The sequence below is a fragment of the Lachnobacterium bovis genome, assembly GCF_900111325.1.
In the GTDB taxonomy this organism is placed as follows: domain Bacteria; phylum Bacillota; class Clostridia; order Lachnospirales; family Lachnospiraceae; genus Roseburia; species Roseburia bovis_A.
On sequence record NZ_FOGW01000033.1, the window covers coordinates 1 to 14,332 of the forward strand.

The following is a 14,332-nucleotide window of genomic DNA, read 5'->3' on the forward strand; positions in this document are numbered from 1 at the left end:
CTGAAATATAAGTATGGTAACCGACATTTTTGGTGCAGAGGATATTATGTAGACACTGTAGGAAAAAATGCGAAGAAAATTCAAGAGTATATTCAGAATCAGTTAAAAGAAGATTTAGAATATGATCAAATGACACTGAAGGAATATGTAGACCCGTTTACGGGTGAGCCGGTAAAGCAAAACAAATAAAAAGAGCCCATGGGGCTCAGTAGGGAAATGATGTTGCGGCTGGCGAACCTTTCGACGAGTCTTTAGACTCAGTGCCGGTAATATGCCCTTATAGGGCAAGAGCAAACCACCGGCTAAGCCGGTGGTGCTGATTTATTTATAAAAAGCAAATATTTTTATACAAAAAAAGAAGACCAACGAACGGCCTTCCTTTTTCCACTAAAAAGTGATTCATTTTATAATTATTCAAAGTTCCTTTATGGATGCCGGCAGTGGGACTTGAACCCACACACGGAAACCCGTAACAGATTTTGAGTCTGTCTCGTCTGCCAATTCCGACATGCCGGCATATCCAATACCGTACGCGGTATCAGTTACAACAAAAGTATATTATCATAAATATTAACAAAATGCAATACTAAAAATAAAAAAAATTAAATTTTATAAAAACAAAATCTAAAATTTTTATATTTATAAAATAAAATTACAAATTATTGTATTATTATATAGTTTTGTTTTATAATTAAAGTAAGTTATATAAGTAAGATAAGTTTTATAATTAAAGTGAGTATAGTATTAAAATTTGATAGATTATAAAAAGAATTAAGAGTTATCCTTTGAAAACAATTATTTAATAAATAGTAAATAGGGGAGATACTATGGGGGAAAAAATAAATAATACAAAAAGTGAAGCTTTAACGCTTATAGCATATGTTCTTTTTTGTATCTGTTGTTTTTATTTGGTTGAATTTTTTGTTCATAATCCATTTGAGGAAGTCCGTAAAATTCCTCAAATATTAAATATTTTTTTATTTATACTAATTGGATTAGTTCTGCTTTTTTTATCAGGTTCGGCTAAAATTGGAATGAGAATTATGTTAATAATTTCATTTGTCTTTGGGTTAATAAATTATTATGTTCTAAAGTTTCGTTCAACCCCTTTTGTTCCATGGGATATATGGTCGATTAAAACGGCCCAAAAAGTTGCTAATAATTATGATTATAGATTAAGTCGTAATGCAATAATAGTTTCAGTGTGTTTTTTAGGCATGGCGATAGCAACCTTTTTTTTTGAATATAAAATAAAAAAAATTACTGTGAGGATAGTGGCAGCAGTTATTTGTGTGGGATCACTTTTTGCACTTGCAAGTGTGGTTCAAAATGATAACAATAGCTATGAGTTAGAGTTGTATCCATTTTTATTCACACCTGAATATATGAATAAAGTGAATGGAGCACCGATTACATTTACAATGAATTTAAAATATTTAAAAATTGATAAACCAAGAGGCTATAGTGCTAAGGAAGCTCAAAAACTTTTAAAAAAATATGACAATATTTATTCTATTAAAAAGCAAAAAAATAAAACATTGCATAAAGCAAAAAATACAAACCTGCAAGAATATCCTAATATTATAGTTATTATGGATGAGGCATTTTCTGATTTGAGTATACTTGGTAGATTCAATACTAATGAAGAAATGTTACCTAATTTAAAAAAATTTCAAGATGAGTCAAAAAATAATTCCAAAAGGATACAAACGGGTTACTTGAATGTTTCTGTTTGTGGTGGAAATACAGCTAATACAGAATTTGAATTTTTGACGGGAAATACTATGGCTTTTTTGCCAAGTGGGAGTATACCTTATCAGCAATATTTAAAAAAAGATACATTAGCATTGCCAAAATATTTAAAAGATATAGGCTATAAAACTTATGCTCTTCATCCTTACTATAAAGATGGTTGGGAAAGAGATAGGGTGTATCCTTTGCTAGGATTCGAAAAATTTTATTCATTAGAAAGTTTTTCAAATCCAGAGTATGTTAGAGATTATGTATCAGATCGAACTATGATTAATAAGATAATTGAATTATATGAAAATAAAGAAAAAACGGATAAATTATTTTTATTCAATGTGACAATGCAAAATCATGGAAGTTATTATGATGAATATAAGAATTTTACACCTAATATAAAAGTTGTTGGCAGCAGCAATTTCGCATTGCATCAGTATTTGTCGTTGACTAATAAAACAGATAAAGATATTGAGTTATTGACTAAGTATTTTAAAAATAAAACAGAAAAAACAATAATAGTCTTTTTTGGAGATCATCAGCCAGCAGATTCTGTTGTAGATACAATTTTTTATTTAAATGGAAAACAGACTTCTGCGTTAAGTAAAAGTGATTTGAAAAAAAGATATAAAGTCCCTTATGTTGTGTGGGCTAATTTTGATATGGACACAAAATACAATCAAGAATTAAGTACTAATTTTTTTGCGGCTAATATGTTAAGACAAGCTCATATTCCAACTAGCCCGTATCAAAATTTTTTGCTCGAAACACAAAAAAAACATAAAGTTATTACAAGTATTGTAAAACCCAAGGAAGACAAGAACATTTTAGATTATAAAAAACTACAATATTATAATCTTTTTGATAGTCATTAGTTTATCATAAAGAATCCGGTAATTAATACATGAAAATTAATAATATAATTTGTAAAATGTAAGAAAAAGGAGAAAAAACAGGATGCAAAAAACTACAAGGTTACGTGCCCAAAAAGAAAGGTTGATTGCATTTTTTATTCCGTTTATTGTTTGTGTTGCGATTATAGTTTTTAAGAAAATATATCCATTTGGAAATAAATGTATGTTACATATAGATATGTATCATCAGTATTATCCGTATTTTTCTGAATTTCGCGAGGTTTTAGTGAAAAATAAAAGTTTATATTTTACTTTTAATAATGGAATAGGAAATGATTTTTTTGCATTATATGCATATTATTTAGCCAGTCCCCTAAATTTATTTTTAGTGATTTGCCCCACAAAATATATAATTGAATTTATGACCATTTTAATTGTTGTAAAAATATCTTTAGCAAGTCTCTTTGCATATAAATATTTTGTGTATCATTTTGGTATTGATGAAAATTCGAAAAATTTATTTGATAGTGAAAAATGTTATGCAATTGCGCTTGCTACGTCATATGCCTTATGTGGTTTTTGTGCTGCATATAGTTGGAATATTATGTGGCTTGATTCTTTTGCGCTTTTTCCAGCGGTTTTATGTGGAATAGATAAATTAGTTAAAGAAAATAAGGCGGCTTGCTACTATGTGTCTTTAGCTATTGCAATTTGGGCAAATTATTATATTTCGATTATGATTTGTATTTTTTCTTTCATGTATTTTATATACATCTATATTGAAAACGCAATTGAAAAAAAAGAAAAATCAATTAGATCAGTCATAAATTTTATAATCTTTTCACTTTTATCAGGATCAACGTCTGCAGTTTTGATATTACCCGAGCTTAGTGTATTAAAATATGCTTATTCATCGACTTCAACATTTCCAAAGAAAAGCACTTGGTATTTTGGCTTTTTAGATGAGATAATGCGAATGTCTCTTGGAATTAGAGTTTATATTGATGACAAGCATTTACCTAACATATATACAACGACAGCAGCGTTGCTTTTACTTGTGCTGTACATTTTTAATAAAAAAATAAAATTATCACGTAAAATCCCTAGAATTATTATTGTAACTTTCTTTTTTGTCAGTTTTTCTAATAATATATTGGATTTTATTTGGCATGGATTACATTTTCCAAGCTTTTTACCAGCAAGACAAAGTTTTATTTTTTCGCTTATAATTCTATGTCTTATGTTTGAAGTTTTAAGAAACATAGAGGGAATTGATGTAAAAAGGATAATTGTGGCTTTATGCATAGTTTTTGCGCCTTTCTTGTATCAAATATTTAATGGAAAAGAAAATATGAATAGTAATTTTAATATAATAGTTACATTATTATTTGTTTTTTTATATGCAATTATTTTGATTATATTAAGAAGAATTAAAAGATGTAAAAAAATTTTCACAGCATTATTTGCCATGATTATGATATCAGAAGTCGCAATTAATATGACATTAGTCAGTTTTGAAACGACTAGCAGAAGCTCGTATTTAGCTAGAAGTAAGGATTATAAAAAAATAGTTGAATATTTAGAAAAAAGAGAAGGTGACAATTTTTATAGAGTCGAACAAAGTGAAAGAAAAACGAAAAATGATGCAATGTTATATAATTATTCATCAGCAACAGAGTTTTCTTCAATTTTAAATTATAACGTTAGCAAATTTTATCAGAATTTAGGTTTAGAAGGTGGAATCAATTTTTACAGCTATTACGGCGCAACTCCAGTGATATCAGCAATGCTTTCTGTAAAATATTATATTTCAAAAAATGCAAATGAGGCTAACGGTACGCGAAAATTCATAAAAAAAATAGGAGACTTTTATGTGTATGAAAATACGTATACATTGCCTGTAGGATTTGCTTTTTCAGATGAGGCAGAAAAAAATTGGAATGAAAAAGATCTTGCTCCAATTGATTCAATTAATGCATTATCAAAGAGTATATTGTTAAGTGAAAGCACGGAATTATTAACGTTTTCCTCAAATTTACAAAATGTAAAGCCGGGGAAGACTACAATAAAAATTTATAGGCCAGGTCATTTGTATGCAGTATATGACAGTATAGATATTGAGTATATAGATGAGTATGTTAATGACGACTTAAGGAAAACTTTTTCGTCAATTTCTAATGATTACATATTAGATTTGGGCGAGGTGAAATTAGGAGATAGAATTTATTTAAAAAATGATGAAAACAGAAAAATAAAATTTTACATATATAACCTAAATGAAAAACAAATTCAAGAAAACTACAAAGTATTAGCACATGAAAAATTCAAATTAGAGTCCTTTGAACAAACAGGTTTATTTAATGGTGTATCATTAAAAGGTAATATAAAATTAGATAAAGAAAAAAACATTGTTTTTAGTATACCATATCAAAAAGGATGGAAATGTAAAGTTAATGGACAAGAAAAGAAGATAGAATCTTTTAAAGATACTTTTATAAAAATTCCGTTAAAGAAGGGAGAAAATGATATAAATTTGGAATATGAGACTCCTTATTTCAAACTCGGTGTTTTTTTCACATTTGCGAGTATTATATCTGCAATTTTACTTATTAGTAGGAGAACAAATATTAATTAATATATCTAATTAAATTTAATTTTTATTGACATCACATACAATATATAGTATTCTTTTATGTGGTTGGATACCATATGAAGATTACTGCATTTTTTATAAACTTTTACTTGATGAATTATTAAAGAGTGATATAATTAAATTGTAGGTAATTAGTTGATATAAACAAGAGTTTGAGGAGGATAACTTGACATGAAAGACTACACGCAATGGAAAGGTTTTGAAGGTAGAATTTGGAAAGATGAGGTTAATGTTCGCGATTTTATTCAAAAGAACTATAAACCATATGATGGTGATGAATCATTTTTAGCAGATCCAACGGATGCTACTAATAAGTTGTGGAAGGCATTACAGAAATTACAAAAGGAAGAACGCGCTAATGGCGGTATTCTTGATATGGAAACAGAAATTGTTTCTAGTTTGACATCATATGGTCCAGGTTATATAGATGAAAATTTAAAGGATTTAGAGAAAATCGTAGGATTACAAACAGATAAGCCTTTAAAAAGGGCATTCATGCCATTTGGCGGAATTAGAATGGCAGAAGAGGCATGCACTTCTAATGGTTATAAACCAAATGAAAAATTGCATGAAATTTTTACAAAATATTCTAGAACACATAATCAGGGTGTATTCGATGCTTATACCCCAGAAATGAAAAAAGCACGTCATAGTCATATTATAACAGGACTTCCAGATACTTATGGTCGAGGAAGAATAGTTGGCGATTATAGAAGAGTTGCATTATATGGAATTGACTATTTGATAGAAAAGAAAAAAGAAGATTTATTAAATTGTGGCGATAGAACAATGACAGATGATGTTATTCGTTTAAGAGAAGAAATTTCAAGACAAATTGGTGCTCTTAAAGGCTTAAAAGAAATGGCTGCAATTTATGGATTTGATATATCTAAACCAGCTCAAAACGCTCAAGAAGCTATACAATGGTTATATTTTGGATATTTAGGCGCCGTAAAAACTCAAAATGGTGCTGCAATGTCAGTAGGTAGAATTTCTACATTTTTAGATATTTATATCGAAAGAGACTTAAAAGAAAAGTTAATAACAGAGGAAGAAGCACAAGAATTGATTGATCATTTAGTAATGAAATTCAGAATGGTTAAATTTGCAAGAATCCCTTCATACAATCAATTGTTCTCAGGTGATCCGGTATGGGCTACATTAGAAGTTGCCGGTATCGGTATGGATGGTCGTTCAATGGTAACTAAGAATGATTATCGTTTTTTACATACATTAGAAAATATGGGACCATCACCAGAGCCTAACCTTACAGTGCTTTATTCTCCTGCATTGCCAGAAAACTTCAAAAAATATGCTGCAAAAATTTCAATAGATACATCATCTATTCAATATGAAAATGATGATGTAATGAAACCAGTTTGGGGAGATGATTATTCTATTTGCTGCTGCGTTTCAGCAACTCAAACAGGTAAAGAAATGCAGTTTTTTGGTGCTAGAGCTAACTTGGCAAAATGCTTATTGTATGCAATTAACGGTGGCGTTGACGAAAAAGAACATAATCAAGTCGGCCCAGCATATCAACCAATTACATCAGAATATTTAGAGTATGATGAAGTTTTGGATAAATATTTGGTTATGTTAGATTGGCTTGCTGAATTATATGTAAATACATTGAATTTGATTCAATATATGCATGATAAATACTATTACGAAGAAGAAGAGATGGCATTGATTGATACAGATGTGCGTCGTACTTTTGCAACAGGAATTGCAGGTTTTTCTCATGTAATTGATTCTTTAAGTGCAATAAAATATGCAAAAGTTAAAGTAATAAGAGATGAAACAGGATTGGCTGTAGGTTATGAAACTACAGGTGAATTTCCTAAATATGGAAACGATGATGATAGAGCAGATGAAATTGGTGAATGGTTATTAAAAACATTCTTAACAATGATAAAAAAACATCATACATACAGAAATTCTGAAGCAACTACATCAATACTTACAATTACTTCAAATGTAGTATATGGAAAAGCAACAGGTGCAACACCAGATGGAAGAGAAGCATTTACTCCATTTGCTCCAGGAGCAAGTCCATCTTATGGCGCAGAAGAAAATGGTTTATTAGCTTCATTGAATTCAGTTGCCAAAATTCCATATCATTGGGCACTTGATGGAATTTCAAATACACAGACAATGAATCCAAATGCATTAGGACATTCAGAGCTAGAAAGAATAAATAATCTTGCACAAGTATTAGATGGCTATTTTGCACAAGGTGCACACCATTTAAATGTTAATGTATTTGGAAAAGATAAATTGCTAGATGCTATGGAACATCCAGAAAAAGAAGAATATGCTAACTTTACAATTCGAGTATCAGGCTATGCAGTTAAGTTTATTGATTTAACAAAAGAGCAGCAGTTAGACGTAATTTCACGTACATGTCATGAACATATGTAAAATGTTTTCATACGTAAAACACAGGCATATACATAAATGGAAGAAGTAAACAATATAAGTAAGAAAAAGCTATAAAAACAAAATTAAAATTTCATAGATTAAAAAATGGCATATATGCAAATAGAGCATATATGCCAAAAACTATATATGGAAGAAAAGAAGAGAAAAAAGATGAATACAATCGGAAAAATCAATAAATTAGAATCATTTGGGTTAGTTGATGGACCAGGAGTGCGCTATGTTGTGTTTTTACAAGGTTGTGCAATGAAGTGCAAGTATTGTCACAATCCTGAAACATGGACAGGACAAGCAAAACTAGAAATGACGCCTGAACAACTATATGAAAAAGCTATTAGATACAAAAACTATTGGAGAGACAATGGTGGAATTACCGTAAGTGGAGGAGAAGCATTATTACAGCTTGATTTTATTATTGAGTTTTTTAAATTAGCACATAGCAGTGGAATACATACAGCGTTAGATACAAGTGGAAACCCATTTAGAATGGATAAAGAATACTTAAAAGAATTTGATAAACTGATGGATGTTACGGACTTATTTATTCTTGATTTAAAAGTAATGGATAATAAATTACATGAAGAACTAACATCTAAATCAAATAAAAATATATTAGAAATGGCTCAGTATCTATCTGAAAATAATAAAAAAATGTGGATTCGCCATGTTTTAGTCCCTAATTTAACAGATGATAAAAAAGATTTAAAAATTATGCATGAATTTATAAAATCATTAAACAATGTTATGAGAGTTGAGATATTACCTTATCATACATTAGGAGTTGCAAAATGGGAACAACTAGGTAGAAAATATCCATTAGAAGGTTATGAAGTTCCGACAAAGGAACAAATAAGAGAAGCTGAACAAATTTTAGAGGTTGATACTTATCCGGATTATATGTAACGGTTACAAATATAAATAAAGTTTAATTTGACGAATGTTTCTAAAAGTAGTAGAATGAAAAAACGGAGAATTAAATAAGACAGTTCATTTGTACCATCCTGTCTCTAAACAAAACCAGGACTATTTGGATAAGATAGTTAGTAGGGATGTGCAATTTTGCGCATCCTTTTTATGTATCTTTATATTAAAAACTATGAAATCGTATAATCAAATGTAAGTTTAATAAAATCCAAATTCTTGGTTGAAAATTCCCATAATAGTATAAATTATAAAAAGATTAAAAAAATAGATAAATAAAAGAGGTATTAAGATGTATTCAGTAAGTACAGAAGGCAGTTTTGACGCTGCACATTTTTTGGCAAATTATCAGGGAAAATGTAGAAATCTTCATGGACATAGGTGGAGAGTTGTTATTGAAGTAAAAAGTGAAACATTAAAAGAAGGTATGGTCATTGATTTTACAGACATTAAAAAAGATCTAAAGGACATGTTAGAAAATTATGATCATAGCTTAATAATAGAAGAAAATACTGCAAGTGAAAAATTATTAGAAGCATTAAAAGAAGATGATTATAAAATAAATATAGTAAAATTTAGACCAACAGCAGAAAATTTTGCATATTTCTTTTTTACAGAATTAAAGAAAAAATATAATATTTCAAAAGTAAAAGTATATGAAACACCAAATAATTGTGCAACATATGAAGAGTAAGAAAGATAAAAATAGCAAAAGAGAGGAATAGTAAATGATAAATAATATTTCATCTGATGTTGAAGTGGAAAAAATTAAATACAAAGTAGTAGAAAAGTTCGTTAGTATAAACGGAGAAGGACAAAAAGCAGGACAATTGGCAATTTTTATTCGTTTTCAAGGATGTAATTTAAATTGTGTATATTGTGACACAAAATGGGCGAATACAAACGAAACCAAATACGAGTTAATGTCAGCAAGCCAAATTGTAGATTACATAAAATCCACAAAAGTAAAAAATGTTACATTAACTGGAGGAGAACCTCTACGCCAAGAAAATATTATATATTTGCTTAAACAGCTTTCATTATTAGAAAATATTAATGTTGAAATAGAAACAAATGGTAGTGTTAACATTGCGGAAGTTAAGAAAATAAATAATTCGCCAAGTATTACATTAGATTATAAATTACCAGAAAGTACAATGGAAAAATATATGGATCTTACTAATTACGAATATTTAGAAAAAAAAGATACAGTAAAATTTGTATGTTCAAGTATCGGTGATTTGAATAAAGCTAAAGAAATAATAGATAAATATAATCTAACATCAAAATGTAAGGTTTATTTAAGTTCAGTATTTGAAAAAATAACTCCTGCAGAAATTGTAGAATTTATGAAGGAAAACAATATGAATGATATAAACTTACAATTACAGATGCATAAATATATATGGGATCCAAATTTGAAAGGTGTGTAAAAATGATTGATGTAGAAAAAATTGAAAAAAATATAAGGGAAATTATAGTAGCGTTAGGAGCAAATCCTGATAGTGAAGGCCTACGAGAGACACCTAAAAGAGTTGCCAAAATGTATGAAGAAGTTTTTGAAGGAATGAATTACACAAATGATCAAATTGCAGAAATGTTTAATAAAACATTCAGCGAGGATTTAGAGAGCACTTCTTCAAATGATATGGTTATTGTAAAAGATATAGATGCATTTAGCTATTGTGAACATCATATGGCACTTATGTATAATATGAAAATAGATGTAGCATACATTCCAAATGGAAAAGTAATTGGCCTTAGTAAAATTGCACGAATTGTTGATATGGTTACAAAACGCCTACAATTACAAGAAAGAATTGGAACAGATATTTTAGATATAATGAAAAAAATCACAGGTAGCTCAGACATAGCAGTTATCATAAGAGCAAACCATAGCTGTATGACAGCTAGAGGAATAAAAAATACTAACTCAAGAACTTATACCCAAACATTAAGCGGTAAGTTTGAAGAAGATCCATTATTATTAAATAGATTAAATTATGCATAAAAATATATAACATTAATATGCATAAAAATATATAACATTAATATGCATAAAGAAATATAATATTAAATATGCATAAAAAACAAAAAAAGAGATAAATGAAAAGAGGAAAAAAAATGAAAGCATTAGTATTATGTAGCGGAGGAATTGATTCATCAACATGCTTAGCATTAGCAGTAGATAAATATGGAAAAGATAATGTGGTAGCATTATCTATGTCTTATGGACAAAAACATAAAAAAGAAATAGAAAGTGCAGAAAAAATTTGTAAGTATTACGGAGTAGAATTATATAAACTTGATTTGCACAAGATTTTCCAGTATAGCAATTGTTCTCTTCTTGAAACTTCAACTGAAGATATTCCAAAAGAAACATATGCAAAACAACTAGAAAAGACAAATTCACAACCAGTAAGTACATATGTACCGTTTAGAAATGGATTGTTTTTATCATCTGCAGCAAGTTTTGCACTTTCAAAAGATTGTGAAGTAATTTATTATGGTGCTCATTCAGATGATGCAGCAGGGAATGCATACCCAGATTGTAGCGAAGAATTTAATAATGCTATGAATACAGCTATTTATGAAGGAAGTGGAAAAAAATTAAGAATAGAAGCACCATTTCTTAAAGAGAATAAAGCAGGAGTAGTCAAAAAAGGATTAGAATTAAAAGTTCCATATGAATTAACATGGAGTTGTTACGAAGGAAAAGACGAACCATGCTTAAAATGTGGTACATGTATTGATAGAATGAAAGCATTCGAAATAAACGGTACTGTTGATCCAATTCTAAAAAAAGATAATAAATAAATTTGTAGGAGGATATTATGTCATCATCAAGAAAAAAAGAAGAAATGAAAGATGTAACTTTATTAGGAAATAGAAATGTAAAATATGCTATGGATTATGCACCAGAGGTGTTAGAAACATTTGATAATAAGCATCCAGAAAATGATTATTTTGTAAAATTTAATTGCCCTGAATTTACAAGCTTATGTCCAATAACAAGCCAACCAGATTTTGCTACAATTTACATTTCATATGTACCTGATAAAAAAATGGTTGAAAGCAAATCTTTAAAATTATATTTATTTAGCTTTAGAAATCACGGTGATTTTCATGAAGATTGCATGAATATCATCATGAAGGACTTGGTAAAATTAATGGATCCAAAATACATTGAAGTTTGGGGGAAGTTTACACCAAGAGGAGGAATCTCAATAGATCCTTATTGCAACTATGGAAAAAAAGGTACAGTATGGGAAAAAGTTGCCTTTGATAGACTTGTTAATCACGATTTATATCCAGAAAAGATAGATAATAGATAGTAAAAATATAATATGTAAAATACATAGCACAAAAATATATAATGCAATTAATAAGTTCAAAAAATACTTAAAACTTAATTAGAAATATACGGACAACATGCGGGTAATATCCGAGTAACATTTGAAAGCACATCTTAGTTAAAATGACGAAAAAGATGTGCTTTTTATGTGAATATATATAAAAAATAATTAATTTCACTCCAAGTGAGTCAAATATGGTATTATTTACATAAGGTGAAATAGGAGGAAAATTAAATGATTATAACAATTGCAAGAGAATGCGGAAGTTGTGGACATTTAATAGGTGAGTATGTTGCTAAAAAGCTAAACTTAAGTTTTGTGGACAAAAATATTTTAATAAAGAGTGCTAAAAAAAATGGATATTATGAAGAATATAATAGCTTTTTCGAGGAACGTCCTGTGAGCAGTTTACTTTATAGCATTGCTAGAAGAAGTGAAGAGTTTTTTCCAAGCATAAGAGAAAGAAATTTCATCAAGAGACTTGTTAACGGAGACGATAATTTTGTTATTATTGGATTGTGTGGTAATTATATATTCAGAAATGAAGAAGAAACTGTATCGGTTTTCATTCATGCAAGTCAAGAGGCTAAAATAAAAGAAATTATGCGAAGAAGCGATATGAGCAAAGAAGAAGCTATAAAACATATAAAAAATACAGAAATAAAACGAAGAGAATTTCATAATTATTACTCTGGAGAGATATGGGGTGACGGTAAAAACTACGATCTATGCATTGACACATCTTATATAACACCAGAATTTGCAGCAGATCTGATAGTGTCATATATTAATGCAAAAAAAGGACAAGATGTAACAATCGTCAATAGCAAATTCTCTGAAGTAAAAGCATAATAAAAAGTAAAAAACATAGTCAAATAAAAAATATAAAAAAACAAAAGAAACACCTTATAAAATACTATGGACATCACAGAAAAAAAGCACAGAGTAAAACTATAAATACCACAGATAAAAGAGCACAGAGTAAAACTATAAACACCACAGATAAAAAAGCACAGAAATAACATACTATACTATAAGTACAAAACAACAGTCATTCTGAAATCACTAAGAAGAACTATAGGTAAGATAAGTAGCAAAAAAGCCCAGCGAAGAAATCTAGAAGATAAGGCTTTTTCGTTAAATATTGAGCCTATAGTTTTTTTTAATAAAATTCTCATTATTTTTTCCTAGGCATAAGATTATATATTATATCGAATTAGAAATATGAAGTATAAAAATAGAATAGTATATAGTAGAAAAGTGAAAGGTAGATATTAAAAAATTATAAAGAAGTTGAAAAGACAAGGAAGTTAGTGTAGAATAACTAGTGTAAGATATATGTATGGATTGGCTTTTAGAAAATGATAAAGCTTTGAGGCACTTTAATAATTGTCATTGAATAAAAAGTATCTTCTTGCATGTTTAAATTATGGAATAAACTTTTATGGCATGATTTCTAAAACTGAGCCATACAGAAAAAATTAAACTTTAAGATTTATGTATAACGGGAGTATTAATATTGAATTTAATATTGAATGTAGTAAAAAAAGGAGGAAAATATGGGCACATTTGTAGTAGGAGCAATTTTGATTGGAATCGTTGCATTGATTATTAGAAGTATGATCAAAACAAAAAAAGCTGGCAATTCAATTTCATGCGGCGGGAACTGTGGCAAATGCAATGGCGGGTGTCATAAATAGATTTCCATTGAAAATCAAAAATGCAGACATATAGTATGCACAAACGTATAGTGTGTGCATTAAAAAACGTATTGTGTATGCATTTGAAAATATAGTTATAACTCAAATAAGATATAGTGATATGTATGTAAAAACTATTCAAACAATTGTCTGCCTAAAGGTGTATTGCCAGACTTTGAAAAAAATAACAAAATATGTTGACGAGTGCTAAAAAAAGTGCTATTATAATCTAGCTGACAGCGAAGTGCTCACAAGCAAAGGAAACTAGCAAGTGAGAGAGACTTCGATCAGACATCTTTCGCCAGATGATGGCAAGTTTTTATTTAGAAACGATTCGATATAAAGCACCTTGATTGGCAGCAATGAATTAAAAAAATAAAAACAAAAAAGTGTTGACAAACACTAAGAAAGGTGATAAGATATAGAAGTTGTCGCTGATAAGCGAAACAAAAACTTTGATAACTAAATAGTGAAAAACCTTGAAAGATTCTAAAGAGAATTATTCAAGTAATCAAAAGATTACACGAACAGCATCTGAGAAAAGATGCACCTTTAAACAGTAACAAGGAAATTAGCCAAGCTAAGTTCTGAGAATCAAATTTTAAAATGAGAGTTTGATCCTGGCTCAGGATGAACGCTGGCGGCGTGCTTAACACATGCAAG

At 29.0% G+C, this 14,332-nt stretch carries 12 protein-coding genes, 1 tRNA gene and 1 rRNA gene; 13 read left to right on the forward strand and 1 reads right to left on the reverse strand.

What is annotated here, in order from left to right:
• A partial coding sequence (locus tag BMY79_RS10810) for a transposase (RefSeq protein WP_177176446.1) occupies nt 1-189 on the forward strand: 189 nt, incomplete at its 5' end.
• A 243-nt stretch (nt 190-432) separates the two neighbouring features.
• On the opposite strand, the gene BMY79_RS10815 is transcribed toward BMY79_RS10810, so the two are convergent.
• A tRNA-Leu gene (locus BMY79_RS10815) sits at nt 433-516 on the reverse strand.
• Between the two features lie 311 nt (nt 517-827).
• Here BMY79_RS10815 and BMY79_RS10820 point away from each other — a divergent pair.
• From BMY79_RS10820 to BMY79_RS10875, 12 genes are all read left to right on the forward strand, one after another.
• Nucleotides 828-2,618 (forward strand): LTA synthase family protein, encoded by a 1,791-nt coding sequence (locus tag BMY79_RS10820; RefSeq protein WP_074730952.1) that lies wholly within the window; start codon nt 828-830, stop codon nt 2,616-2,618.
• Nucleotides 2,619-2,700: 82 nt separating this feature from the next.
• A complete protein-coding gene (locus BMY79_RS10825; protein WP_074730953.1) occupies nt 2,701-5,232 on the forward strand; it encodes a YfhO family protein in 2,532 nt (843 codons plus the stop codon).
• 189 nt (nt 5,233-5,421) lie between these two features.
• On the forward strand, nt 5,422-7,674 hold the full coding sequence (gene pflB, locus BMY79_RS10830; protein ID WP_029067290.1) for a formate C-acetyltransferase: 2,253 nt from the start codon (nt 5,422-5,424) through the stop codon (nt 7,672-7,674).
• 171 nt (nt 7,675-7,845) lie between these two features.
• Nucleotides 7,846-8,595 carry a pyruvate formate-lyase-activating protein gene (gene pflA, locus BMY79_RS10835; protein WP_022748919.1) on the forward strand — a complete coding sequence of 250 codons (750 nt, stop codon included), beginning with the start codon at nt 7,846-7,848 and terminating at the stop codon, nt 8,593-8,595.
• A 310-nt stretch (nt 8,596-8,905) separates the two neighbouring features.
• Nucleotides 8,906-9,307, forward strand: a complete 402-nt coding sequence (gene queD / locus BMY79_RS10840) for a 6-carboxytetrahydropterin synthase QueD (protein WP_022748918.1) — start codon at nt 8,906-8,908, stop codon at nt 9,305-9,307.
• Between the two features lie 34 nt (nt 9,308-9,341).
• The gene (gene queE, locus BMY79_RS10845) at nt 9,342-10,046 is read left to right on the forward strand and encodes a putative 7-carboxy-7-deazaguanine synthase QueE (protein ID WP_330372455.1); all 705 of its coding nucleotides are present in this window, start codon (nt 9,342-9,344) and stop codon (nt 10,044-10,046) included.
• 2 nt (nt 10,047-10,048) lie between these two features.
• On the forward strand, nt 10,049-10,624 hold the full coding sequence (gene folE, locus BMY79_RS10850) for a GTP cyclohydrolase I FolE (protein ID WP_022748915.1): 576 nt from the start codon (nt 10,049-10,051) through the stop codon (nt 10,622-10,624).
• A gap of 113 nt (nt 10,625-10,737) precedes the next feature.
• Nucleotides 10,738-11,430, forward strand: coding sequence for a 7-cyano-7-deazaguanine synthase QueC (gene queC, locus BMY79_RS10855; protein ID WP_022750552.1), 693 nt, complete (start codon nt 10,738-10,740; stop codon nt 11,428-11,430).
• 17 nt (nt 11,431-11,447) lie between these two features.
• Complete coding sequence (queF, locus tag BMY79_RS10860; protein WP_022750553.1) at nt 11,448-11,948, forward strand: preQ(1) synthase; 501 nt, start codon at nt 11,448-11,450, stop codon at nt 11,946-11,948.
• A 255-nt stretch (nt 11,949-12,203) separates the two neighbouring features.
• Nucleotides 12,204-12,821, forward strand: coding sequence for a cytidylate kinase-like family protein (locus BMY79_RS10865; protein WP_022750555.1), 618 nt, complete (start codon nt 12,204-12,206; stop codon nt 12,819-12,821).
• 707 nt (nt 12,822-13,528) lie between these two features.
• Nucleotides 13,529-13,669 (forward strand): FeoB-associated Cys-rich membrane protein, encoded by a 141-nt coding sequence (locus BMY79_RS10870; RefSeq protein WP_022750556.1) that lies wholly within the window; start codon nt 13,529-13,531, stop codon nt 13,667-13,669.
• 602 nt (nt 13,670-14,271) lie between these two features.
• Nucleotides 14,272-14,332 (forward strand): 16S ribosomal RNA (locus tag BMY79_RS10875); the annotation flags it as partial.

Coding starts and splice junctions, on each gene's coding strand:
- queE (WP_330372455.1), top strand. CDS start 9,342: ATGATAAATAATATTTCATCTGATGTTGAAGTGGAAAAAATTAAATAC.
- BMY79_RS10825 (WP_074730953.1), top strand. CDS start 2,701: ATGCAAAAAACTACAAGGTTACGTGCCCAAAAAGAAAGGTTGATTGCA.
- folE (WP_022748915.1), top strand. CDS start 10,049: ATGATTGATGTAGAAAAAATTGAAAAAAATATAAGGGAAATTATAGTA.
- pflB (WP_029067290.1), top strand. CDS start 5,422: ATGAAAGACTACACGCAATGGAAAGGTTTTGAAGGTAGAATTTGGAAA.
- queD (WP_022748918.1), top strand. CDS start 8,906: ATGTATTCAGTAAGTACAGAAGGCAGTTTTGACGCTGCACATTTTTTG.
- BMY79_RS10820 (WP_074730952.1), top strand. CDS start 828: ATGGGGGAAAAAATAAATAATACAAAAAGTGAAGCTTTAACGCTTATA.
- queF (WP_022750553.1), top strand. CDS start 11,448: ATGTCATCATCAAGAAAAAAAGAAGAAATGAAAGATGTAACTTTATTA.
- pflA (WP_022748919.1), top strand. CDS start 7,846: ATGAATACAATCGGAAAAATCAATAAATTAGAATCATTTGGGTTAGTT.
- BMY79_RS10870 (WP_022750556.1), top strand. CDS start 13,529: ATGGGCACATTTGTAGTAGGAGCAATTTTGATTGGAATCGTTGCATTG.
- BMY79_RS10865 (WP_022750555.1), top strand. CDS start 12,204: ATGATTATAACAATTGCAAGAGAATGCGGAAGTTGTGGACATTTAATA.
- queC (WP_022750552.1), top strand. CDS start 10,738: ATGAAAGCATTAGTATTATGTAGCGGAGGAATTGATTCATCAACATGC.